At 74.5% G+C, this 15,557-nt stretch carries 14 protein-coding genes; 8 read left to right on the top strand and 6 right to left on the bottom strand.

Annotated features, from left to right (window positions below):
* Positions 1-151 precede the first annotated feature (151 nt).
* Entirely contained in the window at positions 152-2,050 is a 1,899-nt protein-coding gene (locus IEW03_RS18715) for an FAD-binding monooxygenase (RefSeq protein ID WP_188525235.1), read from the top strand.
* A 3-nt stretch (positions 2,051-2,053) separates the two neighbouring features.
* Here the strand turns inward: IEW03_RS18715 and IEW03_RS18710 are convergent, their stop codons facing one another.
* The 3 genes from IEW03_RS18710 to IEW03_RS18700 form a co-directional block, all read right to left on the bottom strand.
* Positions 2,054-2,758, bottom strand: coding sequence for a PAS and ANTAR domain-containing protein (locus tag IEW03_RS18710; protein WP_188525234.1), 705 nt, complete (start codon positions 2,756-2,758; stop codon positions 2,054-2,056).
* Positions 2,759-2,900: 142 nt separating this feature from the next.
* Entirely contained in the window at positions 2,901-3,392 is a 492-nt protein-coding gene (locus IEW03_RS18705; protein ID WP_188525233.1) for a hypothetical protein, read from the bottom strand.
* A gap of 114 nt (positions 3,393-3,506) precedes the next feature.
* Entirely contained in the window at positions 3,507-5,207 is a 1,701-nt protein-coding gene (locus IEW03_RS18700; RefSeq protein WP_229738431.1) for a thiamine pyrophosphate-binding protein, read from the bottom strand.
* A 289-nt stretch (positions 5,208-5,496) separates the two neighbouring features.
* Here IEW03_RS18700 and IEW03_RS18695 point away from each other — a divergent pair, with 289 nt between their 5' ends.
* Complete coding sequence (locus IEW03_RS18695; protein ID WP_188525232.1) at positions 5,497-6,996, top strand: hypothetical protein; 1,500 nt, start codon at positions 5,497-5,499, stop codon at positions 6,994-6,996.
* A 10-nt stretch (positions 6,997-7,006) separates the two neighbouring features.
* Here IEW03_RS18695 and IEW03_RS18690 read toward each other — a convergent pair whose 3' ends face one another.
* Entirely contained in the window at positions 7,007-8,338 is a 1,332-nt protein-coding gene (locus IEW03_RS18690; RefSeq protein WP_229738430.1) for an alpha-L-fucosidase, read from the bottom strand.
* A gap of 136 nt (positions 8,339-8,474) precedes the next feature.
* Between IEW03_RS18690 and IEW03_RS18685 the strand changes: the two genes are divergently transcribed.
* The 5 genes from IEW03_RS18685 to IEW03_RS18665 all read left to right on the top strand — a co-directional run bounded on the left by IEW03_RS18685 (position 8,475) and on the right by IEW03_RS18665 (position 12,757).
* Entirely contained in the window at positions 8,475-9,449 is a 975-nt protein-coding gene (locus IEW03_RS18685; RefSeq protein ID WP_188525231.1) for an amidohydrolase family protein, read from the top strand.
* Positions 9,446-10,225 (top strand): SDR family NAD(P)-dependent oxidoreductase, encoded by a 780-nt coding sequence (locus tag IEW03_RS18680; protein WP_188525230.1) that lies wholly within the window; start codon positions 9,446-9,448, stop codon positions 10,223-10,225. The genes IEW03_RS18685 and IEW03_RS18680 overlap by 4 nt, the downstream gene beginning before the upstream one ends.
* Positions 10,226-10,263: 38 nt before the next feature.
* On the top strand, positions 10,264-11,259 hold the full coding sequence (locus IEW03_RS18675) for an aldo/keto reductase (RefSeq protein WP_188525313.1): 996 nt from the start codon (positions 10,264-10,266) through the stop codon (positions 11,257-11,259).
* 155 nt (positions 11,260-11,414) lie between these two features.
* On the top strand, positions 11,415-12,299 hold the full coding sequence (locus IEW03_RS18670) for a fumarylacetoacetate hydrolase family protein (protein ID WP_188525229.1): 885 nt from the start codon (positions 11,415-11,417) through the stop codon (positions 12,297-12,299).
* 2 nt (positions 12,300-12,301) lie between these two features.
* Entirely contained in the window at positions 12,302-12,757 is a 456-nt protein-coding gene (locus IEW03_RS18665; RefSeq protein WP_188525228.1) for an RbsD/FucU family protein, read from the top strand.
* Here the strand turns inward: IEW03_RS18665 and IEW03_RS18660 are convergent.
* Positions 12,732-13,850, bottom strand: a complete 1,119-nt coding sequence (locus IEW03_RS18660; RefSeq protein ID WP_188525227.1) for an epoxide hydrolase family protein — start codon at positions 13,848-13,850, stop codon at positions 12,732-12,734. The two genes, IEW03_RS18665 and IEW03_RS18660, sit on opposite strands and share 26 nt — an antisense overlap.
* Before the next feature lie 133 nt (positions 13,851-13,983).
* On the opposite strand from IEW03_RS18660, the gene IEW03_RS18655 reads away from it, so the two are divergent.
* Positions 13,984-14,652 (top strand): TetR/AcrR family transcriptional regulator, encoded by a 669-nt coding sequence (locus tag IEW03_RS18655; RefSeq protein WP_188525226.1) that lies wholly within the window; start codon positions 13,984-13,986, stop codon positions 14,650-14,652.
* Between the two features lie 32 nt (positions 14,653-14,684).
* Here IEW03_RS18655 and IEW03_RS18650 read toward each other — a convergent pair whose 3' ends face one another.
* A complete protein-coding gene (locus IEW03_RS18650) occupies positions 14,685-15,404 on the bottom strand; it encodes a FadR/GntR family transcriptional regulator (RefSeq protein ID WP_188525225.1) in 720 nt (239 codons plus the stop codon).
* Between the last annotated feature and the right edge of the window lie 153 nt (positions 15,405-15,557).

Raw genomic sequence — 15,557 nt, 5'->3', positions numbered from 1 at the left:
GTCGCTGCGGGCGTTGAGCCGGTCGGCGCCGGTGGGCTAACCTGCATTCAATAGTAGAACGCTGCGTTCGAATATAGAACGCACGACGAGCGAAGTGCAAGGCCTCGACAGGGGAGTCGAGGGAGCGCATCGATGACGATGAGGAGAACCCGTGCAGTTCCACCACCACGGCTACGTGTCGGGAGACCCGTCGGTCCAGCCGCCCGCCGGCACCGGCGTGGACCGGCCCGACGAGCTTCCCGACGTCGTCGACGTCCTGATCGTCGGGTCCGGGCCGGCCGGCATGGTCGCCGCCGCGCAGCTCGCGCAGTTCCCGGACGTCACGACGCGCCTCGTCGAGCGGCGCGGCGGCCGGCTGGAGATCGGCCAGGCCGACGGCATCCAGGCCCGCAGCGTCGAGACGTTCCAGGCGTTCGGGTTCGCCGAGCGCATCGTCGCCGAGGCGTACCGCATCACGGAGATGGCGTTCTGGAAGCCGGACCCGGAGAACGTCGCGCACATCGTGCGCGCCGCGCGCCCCGTCGACGACCCGTCGGGCGTCAGCGAGTTCCCGCACCTCATCGTCAACCAGGCGCGCGTCCTCGACTACTTCGCCGAGGCCGCGGCGAACGCCCCCACGCGCCTGCGCCCGGACTACGGATGGGAGTTCGTCGGCCTGCAGGTCGAGGACTCCGGCACCCACCCGGTCGTCGTGACGCTCGAGGGGTGCGCGGGGGAGCACGACGGCGTCCGCCGCACCGTGCGCGCCCGCTACGTCGTCGGCGCGGACGGCGCGCGCAGCGGCGTGCGCGCGGCGATCGGCGCGCAGCACATGGGCAGCCCCGCGAACCATGCGTGGGGCGTCATGGACGTGCTGGCCGTCACCGACTTCCCGGACATCCGCACCAAGTGCTCGATCCAGTCCGAGGCGGGCAACATCCTGCTCATCCCGCGCGAGGGCGGCTACCTGTTCCGCATGTACGTCGACCTGGGCGAGGTGCCCACCGGCGACAACCACGCCGTGCGTGCCACCACGATCGACCAGATCATCGCCAAGGCCAACGAGATCCTCACGCCCTACACGCTCGACGTGAAGGACGTCGCGTGGCACAGCGTGTACGAGGTGGGCCACCGGCTCACCGACCGGTTCGACGACGTGCCCACCCGGGAGGCCGGCACCCGCACGCCGCGCGTCTTCATCACCGGCGACGCGTGCCACACGCACAGCGCCAAGGCCGGGCAGGGGATGAACGTCTCGATGCAGGACGGCTTCAACATCGGCTGGAAGCTGGGCCACGTGCTCGACGGGCGCGCCCCGGAGAGCCTGCTCGCGACGTACTCCGCCGAGCGGCACGTCGTGGCGAAGGACCTCATCGACTTCGACCGCGAGTGGTCGACGATGATGGCGAAGAAGCCGGAGGAGTTCGACTCGCCGTCCGAGCTGGAGGACTTCTACGTGCGCACGGCGGAGTTCCCCGCCGGCTTCATGACGGAGTACCAGCCGTCGATGATCGTGGGGCCGGCGACCCACCAGCGCCTCGCCACGGGCTTCCCGGTCGGCAAGCGGTTCCGCTCCGCCCCGGTCGTGCGGGTCGCGGACGCCAACCCGGTGCACCTGGGCCACCACCACCGTGCCGACGGGCGCTGGCGGATCTACGCCTTCGCCGACGCGCCGGCACCCGGGCAGCCCTCGGCGCTGGAGCGGTGGGCCGAGTGGGTCGCGACGTCGCCCCGCTCGCCGCTGGCGGCCACGCCCGACGGCCTCGACCCCGACGCCTGGTTCGACGTCAAGGTCGTCTACCAGCAGGACCACACCGCGGTCGACGTCGGCCGGGTGCCGCAGGCCTTCCTGCCCCGGGTCGGGCCGTTCGAGCTCGTCGACTACGAGAAGGTCTATGCCGCCGGCACGTCCGAGGAGGTGCCCGACGACGTCTTCGACCTGCGCGGCCTCGACCGAGGCGGCGTGGTCGTCGTCGTCCGGCCCGACCAGTACGTGGCGCACGTCCTGCCGCTCGACGCCACCGAGGAGCTGGGGGAGTTCTTCGAGGGCGCCCTGCGCGCGGGGTCGTGAGCGTCAGCCGGCCGCCGGCGTCTCGGCGGCCGGCTCGTCCTCCACGGGTGCCGGGACGGGTGCGTCGAGGAACGCCGTCAGCTCGTCGGTGGTGGGGAACGTGGTCATGCCCGGCCGGGCGAACCACTCGACGAGCCACGTGGCGAGCTCGCGGACCGGCACGTTGGTGAGGTTCGACGCGACCCGCAGCCGGTCGAACGCGTCGTCCGGCTCGAGCCCCAGGCCGACCATGAGCACGCCCTTCGCCTGCTCGATCGAGGCGCGGCGCTCGGCCGAGGCCTGGATGGAGACGGTGGCCTCCCGCTGGGCCAGCTCCCGGTGGGCGTCGGTCACGTCGATGAAGTAGCCGAAGAGCTCCGTGACCTCGCCGCTGTCGGGGTCGCGGCGCCCCTGCCCCGTGACCGCGAGGGTGCGGACCTTGCCGTGGCCGTCGACGATGCGGTGCACGGAGCTGAACGGCTGCCCGGTCCGGGCGGCCTGCTTCAGCACGCTGTCGACGCGCTCCCGGTCGTCGGGGTGCTTGTGCGTGAGCATCAGCTCGGTGGTCGGGACGATGTCGCCCGGTGCGAAGCCGTGCATCTCGAAGATCTCGTCCGACCAGGCCCAGTGGCCGGTGGTCAGGTCGAGCCGATACCGGCCGACCGGCGGCCGGGAGCCGGCGGCGAGCGCCGCCTCGAGAGCCTCTTCCGAGACCTGGGACTCGTTCACTGGGACTCCCCTCGTCGTCACAACGTGTGGTCGCCCGTGCGTGCCCGAGGCCGAAGCCGACGGCCAAGGTGCGCGTGCTTGCCCCCACTGTGCACCGGTCCGTGCCGCGGCGCCAGGGCCGCGAGGACCCCGCGTCGGCCGGTCATGCCGGGTGCGTGAAGATCCCGTCCCACAGGTGGTTGTCCGAGTAGAGCGCGTGGACCTCGTCCAGGTCGACGTCCGCGGCGGGCGGGAGGTGACCGGCGGGGCAGGTCACCCACCAGTCGGCGCCGGGAAGACCCGCGGAGGCGAAGGCGCGCGACCCGGGCTCGAGGGCAGTGGCGGGCCGGCGTCGGCGCGCCACGACCTCGCCGTGCGCAGGCTCCCAGAGCCGGACGCCGTCGTCGTCCGCGGGCCCCAGCACCACGGCGTCGAACCAGCGCCAGACGACGGCCTCGGCCCCGTCCGGGCTGGTGGCGAGGGCGACGAGGTGGCCAGGCTGGACGCGCTCGACCCGCGGGGTGGGAAACATCGGCGCGAACACCGCCGACGTGACACCGTCGGGCGTCCACAGGCCGCAGGCGTCCTCCTCGACGCGCAGGACGCGCGCGACGTGGAGCGGAAACCTGCCAGGCACGTGCGGGGGGATCGACATGCGCGCGAGCCTGGCACGGCCCCCGCGGCCGGAGCGAGGCCTTTCGCCCGGGCCGGTGGAGATGCCGCGCACGCGGGGCAGGACCGCGCGAGTCCGTGGCCCGCCCGCCGCGGGTCACCGGCCGAGATTCACCCGCAGGATCTCCTCCTGGTACGGGGCGACGACGGTGGGGGAGACGCGGCAGTCGAGCATGAGGAACCGGCGCTCGTCGACGGGCTCGGCCGTCCACGACGCGAGCCGGTCGAGGTCGGCGAGCGAGCGCACGACGACGCCCTCCGCCCCGACCGCTGCGGCGAGCGCCGCGAAGTCGGTCTCGGGGATGCGCATCGGCTCCTCGGCGAGCCCCTGTCGCCCGTACACGTGCACCTCGGCGCCGTAGACGGCGTCGTTCCACACGACCGCGATCCCCCGCCCGCCGGCCGTGCGGACCGCGGTCTCCAGGTCGGCCAGGGCCATGAGGCCGCCCCCGTCGCCGGTCGTGAGCACGACGGCGGAGCCAGGGAGGGCGGCCGCGGCCCCCGCGACGCTGGGGAAGCCCAGCCCGATGGACTGGTAGGCGGTGCCGACCATCATCATCCGGTCGGGCGACGCGACCGGCCAGTACATGTTGGCCCAGCCGATGAAGTGGCCGCCGTCCGAGACGACGACGCGGTCCTCCGGGAGCAGCGCGCCGAGCCGGTGGGCGACGGCGCGGGGGTCGAGCCGTCCGTCCGGGGCGAGCCCGTCGGCCGGGCCCGGCTCGTGCTCGCGCGCGGCGGCGACACCCACGGTGGCGTCCACCGACTCGCGCCAGCCCGACGGCGACGCCCCCAGGGCGCTGAGCTCGTCGACGAGGGCGCGGGCCACGAGCGCGGCGTCGCCCCGCACGAACCCGCCCACGTGCCGGTGCGTCGCCGTCGCCGCGACGTCGACCTGGACCACCCGGGTGCCGGGGGAGAACAGCTCGCCGAAGCGCATCGTGAACTGGTTGAGCGACGCGCCGAGCACGACCGCGACGTCCGCCTCCCGCACCAGCGCCATCGCGCCCTCGGCCCCGAAGCCGCCCGCGACGCCGAGGTCGTAGCGGCCGTCGGGGAAGACGCCGCGGCCCAGTGCCGTCGTCGCGGTCAGGGCCCCGGTCGCCTCGGCGAGCTCGCCGAGCGCCTCGCCCGCGCCGGCGAGCCACGCGCCGCGGCCCGCGACCAGCAGCGGCCGCTCGGCGCCTGCGAGGTGCCGGGCGAGGTCGGTGATCGCGGCGGCGTCGAAGGGGCCGGACGGGGCGAGGGGGGCGGGCAGCGCCGGCTCCGGCGCCTCGGGGACGGGCCCGGCCTCCAGCGCGGCGACGTCGTAGGGGATCGCGAGCACGACCGGCACCCGGTAGGTCAGCGAGTGCTCGATGGCGATGACCGTGGTCGCGGCGGCGTCCGCGCGGCCGACGGTATACGTGCGCGCGCCGACGGCCGCCGCGAGGGCGATCTGGTCCACGTCCCACGGGCGCGGCCCGGAGGTCGGCTCGTCGCCGGCGAGCAGCACCAGCGGCACCCGGGCCTGCGCGGCCTCCGCGAGCGCGGTGAGCGTGTTGGTGAAGCCGGCGCCGTAGGTGACCGTCGCGGCCGCGATGCGGCCCGCCGCGCGGAAGTAGGCGTCCGCCGCCACGACCCCGCCCGCCTCGTGGCGGACGGCGGTGAAGCGGGCCGTCGTCGAACGCTCGAGGGAGTCGAGGAACCAGGCGTTGCCGTTGCCCATGACGCCGAAGACGTGGTCGACGTGCTGGGCGAGCGTGCGGGCGACATGCGCGGACACGGTGCCGGACGCGGGGCTGGACGACGTGGGCACGGGGGCCTCCTGGGAACAGTGACGGATGAGAGTGACAGTCCGTATGTGTCCCGTGCGGTCCCGACGCCGGTCCGACGTGCTGGCTGCAGTGGTGACTGCCGGTGACCGGGCTGCCGTGCGCCCCTTTTTCGAGCGCAAGGCGGCGCAGGTCCGCCTCGACGCCGCCACTATATCCACCGGTCCGGCGCGGTCGTCCACGGGCCGGCGGCTAGGATCGCCGGATGCCCGCGCAGGTCCGGGCGCCGCGCGGCCCCGCGCGACCACCACGTGACAGCCTGCGGAGGCACGAATGACCAGGCTCCGGAAGTCCGCGCGCGCCGCCACGCCCGTCTCGCCGATCGAGCGCCACCTCACCGAACGCTCCGGCTACTACGTCGCCGAGGCCTGGGGCCTCGTCGTCGCCAAGCTGGTCGCGCTGGCGCTCGCCGGCCTGGGCGTCTGGGTCATCGTGCTGATGGCGCAGGACGGCGGGTGGGGCGTGTACGTCGCAGCGCCGTTCCTCCTCGTCGCGATCGCGATCGCGCTGTGGGTCGGGCTCGTCACCTTCAACGGTCTCGTCCGCGAGCGGCTGCGCCCGGAGGGCCGGTTCCGGCGCCTCCGCGGCGCCGCCCCGCGGGCTGCCGAGCCGGAACCCGAGCCCGAGCCCGAGGCGGCGTCCGCGCGGCGGCGGCCCCGGGCGTGGACCGCGGTGCTCCTGGTCCTCAGCGCGCCCGTGGCCGTCCTCGTCGTGCACATCCTGTCGGCGTACGTCGAGGAGCTGGCCGGGTACGGGAGCTTCGACTGGCTGGCCTGGGGGTACCAGGGGGTCGCGATCGACCCGCTGTTCACCGTGACGAACCGCTGGCCCGTGGTGGTGCTCGCCGTGCTGGCGGTGTCGCTGGGCTGCGGGATCACGCTCCTGGTGGGCGCGGTCCGCGCCGGCGCGCGGTCCGCCGCTGCCCGTCGTGCCCGCGCCCGCGTCCGCCGGGCGGACGAGCCTGCGCCCGTCGACCTCACCGGCGCCGTCGACCTGTCCGGCCCGGTGCTGCGTTCCTCGCCGCGGGGCCAGGCGGACCTGCTCTCGCGGACCGCGCTGTACGTCATGCTCGGGCTGCCGGGCGCCTACGTCGTCGGGTACGTCCTGCTGGCCTACCTGGACCACCTGGGGCTGATGTGGTCGAGCCCGGTCGTCGACGAGTGGGAGTGGGACGCGCCGCAGCACTTCGGCGCCTTCGGCGAGTGGTTCTTCGCGGACTTCGACAGGGTCCTGGCCCTGCTGGCGTCGATCTCCGTGATCTTCCTGGGGGTGGGGATCACGCTCGCGACGCTGGCGGTCCCCGTGCTGCTCCGGCGCGGTGCCGACGCGCTCGACCTGGCCGTCACCGACGCGGGGGTCGTGACGCGCGGCGGGCTGGCGATCGGCTGGTCCGAGATCGCCGACGTCCTCGTGGTCGCGGACCGCCGCATCACGGCCTTCCTGGGGTCGGGCTTGCTGTCCTCCAGCCTCGCGATCAACATGACGTTCGTGCCGGGCCACTCCCGCACCAGGGTCGCCCTGGTGCTGCGCGAGCCGGCCGTCGTCGCCGCCCGGGCCACTCGCGCCCAGCGGCGCGCCCTGTACGCGGACGGCGACCTCGCCTCGGGGTACGCGCGGGCCGACCTGTGGATCCACCCCACCGACGACGTGAGGACGGTCGTGGCGGCGCTCGAGAATCGCGCCGCCACGGCGGGCGTCCCGGTCGAGCACCTGGAGCGGAGCAAGTACGACCCGGAACGGGGCATGTACGGCCGGACGTCCGACGACCCGTGAGCGAGGGTGGTCAGGCGCGGTCGAGGAACAGCTCGACCACCGGCACGGCGACGTCCGGCCGCACGGTGGGCAGGTGCAGCGTGAGCGTGCCGGGAGGCTGCCCGCCGGGGTTGGTGTTCCACGCCTTCTGGTCGGGGTCGGTGCGCGTGCTGCGCAGCTCGGAGCCGTCGTGCAGGAGCTGGACGTACCGCACCCGGTCGGCGATCCCGCGCAGGTGCAGGTGCCCGAACGGCCACGCGAACAGATGCAGGTACAGCCGGTCGTCGCGCTGCGTGACGACGACCCCGGGCGGCAGGCCCGGCCCGATCGCGGCGGCGAGCTCGGGGTCCGGCGAACCGGCGCCGACGACCGACCGGCGGTGCAGCCGCATCCACTCCCCGACGTAGGCGAGGGACGCGGCGTCGTGCGGCGTGATCGCGCCACGCCCGTCCGGCCCGATGTTGAGCAGCAGGTTGCCGTCCTTGGCCACCGTGTCGACGAGCATGCGCACGAGGAGGTCCGGGTCCTTGAAGTCCGTGTTGTCCCGGTCGTAGCCCCAGCTGCCGTTGAGGGTCTGGCACGCCTCCCAGACCACGGGCTCGCCGTCCGGGCCGCGCATCGGCTCGTCCGGCTGGTACTGCTCGGGGGTGACGAGGTCGCCGGGGATGCCGAGGCGGTCGTTGACGACGGCCTGCGGCTGCAGCTCGCGGACCAGGGCGAGCAGCGCCTCGGCGTCCCAGTCCTCGGGGTACTTGCCGCGCCACCCGTCCTTGTCCTCGGCGAAGGTGAAGTCGAAGAAGACGTAGTCGACGGCGCCGTAGCCGGTGAGGAGCTCGCGCACCTGGGCGTGCAGGTACTCGCGGTAGCGGGCCATGTCGCGGCCGTCGTTCAGGGCGTGGGCGCCCGCGTCGTCGCGGCGCGGGTGCACGTGGTCGACCGTGAAGTCGGGGTGGTGCCAGTCGATGACCGAGTGGTACAGCCCGAGCCGGAGCCCCTCGGCGCGCACGGCCTCCGCCAGCTCGGCGACGAGGTCGCGGCCGCGGGTGCGGGCGATCGTGTAGTCGCTGACGGCGGAGTCCCACAGGCCGAAGCCGTCGTGGTGCTTGGAGGTGAGCACCACGTAGCCCATCCCGGCGTCCTTGGCCGCCCGGGCGATCGCGCGGGCGTCGAAGAGGTCGGGGTCGAAGACGTCGACGTACCGGGCGTACTCCTCGACGGTCATGCGCTCGTTGGTCATGACCCACTCGTGCCGTGCCGCCGCCGAGTACGGTCCGAAGTGCACGAAGAGGCCGAACCTGGTCTCGGTGAACCACTCGGCCGGGCCGGCGGGCGGTCGGGGGACGGGGCGATGGGGCAGGGGCACGGGCTTCACTCCTCGTCGAGCTGGGTCATGACCTGAGAAGAGATCCGACGTATCTGGCGGTTCTCTCGCGCGGGCGTCTGGACTCTGGCGAACGCGCTTGCTATAGATTAGATGAATTGCGCGAGGGAGCACAGCCATGCCTGACGTCGTCGTCGACGCCCATCATCACCTGTGGGTGCGGGACCGTACCCCCCAACCCTGGGTCGACCCTGCCACGATGGCGGCGATCGACGCCGACTTCACGCCCGCCGACCTGCGCGCAGCGGCCACCGGCGTCGACGCGACCGTCGTCGTGCAGACCGTGAGCCGCTGGGCGGAGACCGTGGACCTGCTCGCCACCGCCACGTCGGCGGAGGGCCGCGCGGCCGGGATCGCCGGCGTGGTGGGCTGGGCCGACCTCTTCGCCCCCGACCTCGCCGACCGGCTCGCGGCCCTGCGCGCCGGCCCGGGCGGGGAGCGCCTGGTCGGCGTCCGCACGATGGTGCAGGACGAGACCGACCCCGCCTACCTCGACCGCCCGGACGTCCGGGCCGGCATCGCCGCCGTCGGCGCCGCCGGCCTGCCGTTCGACCTCGTCGTGCGCGACCATCAGCTCGCGTCCTGCGCCCGGCTCGCGTCGGCGCTGCCCGACGTGACGTTCGTCCTCGACCACCTCGGCAAGCCGCCGGTCGCCACCGCGATGTCCGGTGGCACGCCCGGCGGAGCGTCCGGCGACCCGTCCGCACTCGACGCCTGGCGTCGCGACCTCGCCGACCTCGCCGCGCGGCCCAACGTCGTCGCCAAGCTGTCCGGGCTCGTCACCGAGGCGGACTGGGACCGCTGGACGGTCGCGGACCTGCGCCCCGTCGCCGACCACGCCCTTGACGTCTTCGGGCCCGGCCGGCTGATGTTCGGCTCCGACTGGCCCGTCTGCCTGCTCGCCTCCCGCTACGACCGGTGGCTCGACGCCGCCCGCGAGCTGGTCGCCGGCCTCACCGGCGACGAGCGGGCGGCCGTGCTCGCCGGCACCGCGACCCGCACCTACCGGCTGGAGCCCGGCCCGAGCACGAGCCGGCCCGTACCCGCCACCGCACCCGCCACGACCCCCGCTCACCAGGAGGACCCCCTGTGACCGTCCCGACCGCACTCCCGCCCGAGCTCGACGGCATCCGCGCGATCGTCACCGGCGGCGCGTCCGGCATCGGCGCCGCCGTCGTGACGGCGATGCTCGCCCGCGGTGCCCGCGTCGTCGCGATCGACCGCACCTCAGACGGCGTCCCGGCCGGCGCCGGGGCCGAGATCGCCGACGTGACCGACGACGGCGCGGTGCGCCGGGCCGTCGACGCGGCCGCGGCCGCGATGGGCGGCATCGACGTCGTCGTCAACAACGCCGGCATCGGCGCGCAGGGCACCGTGGCGGACAACGACGACGCCGAGTGGCTGCGCGTGCTCGACGTCAACGTGCTCGGCATCGTCCGCGTCACACGGGCCGCGCTGGACCACCTGCGCGCCTCCGAGCACGCGGCCGTGGTCAACACCGCGTCGATCGCGTCGTGGTCCGGGCTGCCGTCGCGCGCGCTGTACTCCGCGAGCAAGGGCGCCGTGCAGGCGCTCACGCTCGCGATGGCGGCCGACCACGTGCGCGAGGGCATCCGCGTCACCTGCGTGAACCCGGGCACCGTCGACACGCCGTGGGTGGGCCGGCTCCTGGACGCCGCCGACGACCCCGCCGCGGAGCGCGCCGCCCTCGAGGCGCGCCAGCCCACCGGGAAGCTCGTGAGCCCCGAGGCCGTGGCGCACGCCGTGTGCTACCTGGCGAGCCCGCTCGCGACGGCGACCACCGGCACCGCGCTCGCTGTCGACGGCGGCATGCACGACCTGCGGGTGCGCCCGCCGCAGCAGCCGTGAGCGCGGCACGGCACGAGGAGGCGGCCGCCACGACGACGATGCCGGCCCGGGAGGTCCGCGCCACCGGCGTGCGGCTGACGAGCCTGGGCTACGGGGCCGCGCAGGCGGGCAACCTGTACCGGCCGACGACGGACGCCGAGACGCAGGCCGCGTTCGACGTCGCGTGGGAGGCCGGGGTCCGGTACTTCGACACCGCGCCGCACTACGGGCTGGGCCTGTCCGAGCGGCGTCTCGGCGCGAGCCTGGCCGCCCGCGCGCGCGACGAGTACGTCGTCTCCACGAAGGTCGGCCGGCTGCTGGTGCCGTCGCCCGAGACGGCCCACGAGCGCGACCCGGACATGTTCGACGTCCCCGCCGACGTGCGCCGCGTCTGGGACTTCTCCCGCGACGGGATCCTGCGCTCGCTCGAGTCCAGCCTGGAGCGCACGGGCCTGGACCGCCTCGACGTCGTGTACCTGCACGACCCGGACGACCATGAGGAGCAGGCATTCGCCGAGGCCCTCCCGGCGCTCGTGGAGCTGCGCGAGCAGGGTGTGGTCGGCGCGATCGGGGCCGGGATGAACCAGTCCGCGATGCTCGCGCGGTTCGTGCGCGACGCCGACGTGGACGTGGTCATGTGCGCCGGGCGGTTCACGCTGCTGGAGCAGCCGGCCCTGACCGACTTGCTGCCGCTCGCGGCCGAGCGGGGCGTGGCCGTCGTCGTCGCCGGCGTCTACAACTCGGGCCTGCTGGCCCGAGACGTGCCGCCCGACGACGCGACGTACGACTACGTGCAGGCCCCGCCCGCCCTGCTGGAGCGGACGCGGCGCGTCGCCGCCGTCTGCGCCGAGCACGGCGTCACCCTGCCGGAGGCGGCGCTCGCGTACGTGCGCAGCCATCCCGCGGTCGCGAGCACCGTCGTCGGGCTGCGCACCCCCGACCAGGTGCGCGAGGCCGTCGCCCGGCACACCGCCGTCGTGCCCCCCGACCTGTGGACCGCCCTCGTCGGGGCCGGCCTGCTCGCCCCCGACGCCCACCCCGACGCTTTCGCCTGAAGCACCACCCACCCGCCCATCCACCCATCCGCTCGCGCCCCCGACCCGCCCCCCTACCCTTCGAGAACGTCATGCTGGACGTCTCGACGCCTGCAAACGTCCGAGATGGCGTGCTGGAAGGGTCGGATCTCTCCCGACGAAGAACGAGGACACTGATGCAGCTGCTCCGCCTGGGCCCCGTGGGCCAGGAGATCCCCGCCGTCACTCACGACGGCGTCACCTACGACCTGCGCCCCCTGGTGGCCGGCATCGACGGCAGCCGCGACGTCGACGGCGCGTTCCTCGCGGCCGACGGCGTCGCGCGCACCCGCGCCGCGCTGGCCGCAGGCGAGCTGCCCGTGCTCGACGGCGCCGACGCGCTGCGCCGCGGGGCGCCGATCGCGCGGCCCGCCGCCGTCGTGTGCGTGGGCCAGAACTACGCCGCGCACGCGCGCGAGTCGGGCGCCGAGCCGCCGCGCCTGCCGATCATCTTCTTCAAGCACCCCAACACCGTGGTCGGCCCGGACGACACCGTGCCGCTGCCGCCCGGCGCCCAGAAGGTCGACTGGGAGGTCGAGCTCGCGATCGTCGTCGGCAGGCGGGCCGGCTACCTGTCGTCGGTCGACGAGGCTCTCGAGCACGTCGCGGGGTACACCGTGGTCGACGACGTGAGCGAGCGCGCGTGGCAGCTCGAGGACTCCCTCGGCCAGTGGTCCAAGGGCAAGTGCGGCCCGGGCTTCCTGCCCACCGGCCCGGCCCTCGTCCCCGCGGACGAGGTCGAGCCCGGCAGCCTGCGGCTGCGGTCGTGGGTGAACGGCGAGCCGCGGCAGGACTCCTCGACCGCTGACATGATCTTCGACGTCGCGGCGATCGTGCACCACCTGTCGCAGTACATGACGCTCGAGCCCGGCGATCTGATCTGCACCGGCACGCCCGAGGGCGTCGCGCTGTCCGGCCGCTTCCCGTACCTGGCCGACGGTGACGTCGTCGAGCTGGAGATCGAGGGCCTGGGCCGGCAGCGGCACGCGGTCGCGGCCGCGTCGCCAGCGACGGCGGGCTGACCGTGCTGCGCTACGAGCTGCTGCACCCGGGCCTCGTCGGGGCGCTGGCCGCGGCGGGGCACGGGTCGCGGGTGCTGCTCGCCGACGCGAACTACCCGCACTCGACGGGCGCCCGGGCCGGCGCCGAGCGCGTGCACCTCAACCTGCGTCCCGGCCTGCTGACCGTGGACCAGGTGCTGGAGGTGCTGGTGGACGCCGTCCCGGTCGAGTCCGCGGCCGTGATGGTGCCCGGCGGGGTGACGGGCGACGTCGTCGCCGCGGGCGAGGAGATCCCCGCCCACGCCGGGTACCGGGCGACGCTCGGCCCCGACGTGGGCTGGGAGGAGCTGGACCGCTTCGCGTTCTACGACGCCGCCCGGTCCGACGACGTCGCGCTGCTCGTCGCGACCGGCGACCAGCGCGTCTACGCGAACCTGCTGCTGACGATCGGCGTCAGAGAGCCGCGAAGAACGCCGTGATGTCCGCGGCGGTCTGCTCCGGCTCCGCGTGGGCGGCGAAGTGGCCTCCGCGCTCGTAGACGTTCCAGTGCCGGATGTCGGAGTGGTCCCGCTCGGCGAACCGGCGGATGGAGGCGAAATCGCCCTGCGCGGCGGCGAGCGCGGTCGGCACCGTCGTCGGCTCGCGGCGCTCGCCCGACTCCTGCGCGCGGCGGGCCGCCAGGGCGTTCTCCCGGTACAGCCGCAGGGCCGAGCCCTGCGTCCCGGTGAACCAGTACACGGCGGCGTTGGCCACGACGAACCCGGGGTCGGCGTCGCCCATGAGCTGGGCGTGCCAGCCGAGCACGCCCGACGGTGAGTCCGCGAGCGCGTGCGCGAGGGTCTGCGGCTGCTGCGACTGCAGCTGGTTGAACGCGCCCATGTTCTCCCAGAACCACCCGAGGTGGGCGAGGGCCGCCTGCTCCTCCTCGGTGAGGTCGACCAGCTCCGCGGGGTCGCCCGACGGGAACGAGAAGAGCTGGGCCACGTGCACCCCGACGACGTGCTCCGGGTCGACCCGGCCGACCGCGACCGAGATCGTCGCGCCCGCGTCGTTGCCCACCGCGCCGTACCGCTCGTAGCCGAGCCGGCGCATGAGCTCGGCCCAGGCACGGGCGACGCGCTCGTCGTCCCAGCCGCGGTCGGTGGTCGGGCCGGAGAACCCGAACCCGGGGATCGACGGCAGCACGACGTCGTAGCCGGCAGCGGTGAGCGGCTCGACGACCTCGAGGTACTCGACGACCTCGAGGTACTCGACGACGGAGCCCGGCCAGCCGTGCGTGAGGACGAGCCCGACGGCGTCCGGGCGGCCGGAACGGACATGGATCGCGTGCACCCGCTGGCCGTCGATGACCGTCTCGACCTGCGGGTAGGCGTTGATCCGCGCCTCCAGCGCCCGCCAGTCGAACTCCTCGAGCCAGTGCCGCACGAGCTCGCGGACGCGGCCGACGCTCGTGCCGTCCTCGCCGTCGTCCCCGATCTGGTCGGTGAACCGGATGCGGGCGAGACGCTCGCGCACGTCGTCGAGCTCGGCCTGCGGGACGTCGATCCGGGTGGGGGTGAGCTGGGCGTTCATCGGGGTCTCCGTTGACGACGAAAGCTTGGAACGGAATGCAATGTTCCGCTGTTGGAGACAGTAGCGGAACGTTCCGTTCCGCACATGTGGTATCGTCGGCCATCGGTTCTCCCCCCGACCACCGGAGCAGACCATGAGCACCCCGAGCACCGACGCCCCGCTCAGCGGACGGCGAGCACAGGCGGCCCGCAACGACGCGGTGATCCTCGACGCCGCCCGCGAGGTCTTCATGGCGGCGCCCGACGCCCCGGTCTCCGCCGTTGCCCACGCCGCGGGCGTGGGCATCAGCGCCCTGTACCGCCGGTACGCCAGCAAGGAGGAGCTCCTGGCGACGCTCTGCCTCGACGGGCTGCGGCGGTTCGTCGAGATCGCGCGCGCCGCCCGGGACACCGCCGACCCGTGGGGCGCGTTCGAGGCCCTGCTGCGCGGCGTCGTCGACGCGGACGTGCACTCCCTCACCGTCCACCTCGCCGGCCGGTTCGCGCCGACGCCCGAGCACGGTGCGCTCGCCGAGGAGGCCGGGCGCCTCGCGGGGGAGATCCTCCGCCGGGCGCAGGACGCCCGGGCGGTGCGGTCCGACGTCGTCGACACGGACCTGCCGATGGTCTACGAGCAGCTCGCCGCGATCCGTCTCGGGGGCCCCGCACGGGACGCGGCGCTGCGGCGCCGGTACCTCGAGCTCCATCTGGCGAGCCTGCGCGCCGACGCCGAGGCGCACGGCGCGCTGCCGGGCCACGGCCCCTCGCAGGCCGAGCTCGGTGCCCGCTGGCAGCGGGAGGCGGGGACGGGCGCCGCGAGGTAGTGCAGGACCTGCCTCGGCTCGCGGCCCGCGCCCTACGACTCGTCGGGCTGTGCTGCCTCGTCGAGGCGGGCGGGGGTGGGGAGCGACTCCTCGACGTCGAGGAGGTGCGCGGCCATGCGGACGCGCGCGGCCTCGGCGTCCCCGGCCGCGAGGGCGCGCCAGACGGCCTCGTGGTCGCGCTGGGTACGCTCCTCGGCGCCCTCCTCGTGCCGGCCGCGCCAGAGGCGCTCGCGGAACGTCCGCCCGGCGATCGCCTCCACGAGCGCCGTGACGACGGGGTTGCCGCCCTGCTCGGAGACGATGCGGTGGAACGCGGTGTCCGCCTCGATGAAGGCGGCATGGTCGACCTCGTCCTGCGCGAGCGTGCGCGCCGCCAGGTCGAGGACGGCGCGAGCCTCCTCCAGGGCCTCCGGCGTGATGCGGTGGGCGGCGAGGCCCGCCGCCTCGGTCTCGAGCACGCGCCGCACGGCGTGGAAGGGCCGGGCGCTGGTGTCGCCGTGCAGGTCCACGACGAACTGCAGCGAGGACATGAGCCGCGCGGGGTCGAGGCTGGTCACGTAGGTGCCGTCGCCCTGGCGCGTGTCGAGCACGCCGAGCACGGTGAGCGCGCGCACCCCCTCGCGCAGCGACCCGCGCGAGACGCCGAGGCGTTCCGCGAGCTCCTTCTCGACGGGGAGCCGGTCACCGGGGCCGAGCTCGCCGCCGGTGATCATGCGGCGGACGCCGTCGACGACCTCATCTGTGCGCGACACGTCAGGCAGTATCCCGCACCGTGGCGCTTCGTGCCGGGATTCCTCCGATGAATCGACGGCCGCGCACAGACGAGGTCGCTGCCGTCACGCGGGGACGATCAGGCCCGCGGTCTGGGTGCGGGCGCGCTCGAGGCGGGCGGCGACGTCCTGCCA

The organism is Isoptericola cucumis (assembly GCF_014635665.1).
Taxonomy (GTDB): Bacteria; Actinomycetota; Actinomycetes; order Actinomycetales; family Cellulomonadaceae; genus Isoptericola; species Isoptericola cucumis.
The sequence above is the reverse complement of the archived record's forward strand: the minus strand, read 5'-3'. Positions and strand labels throughout refer to the sequence as shown.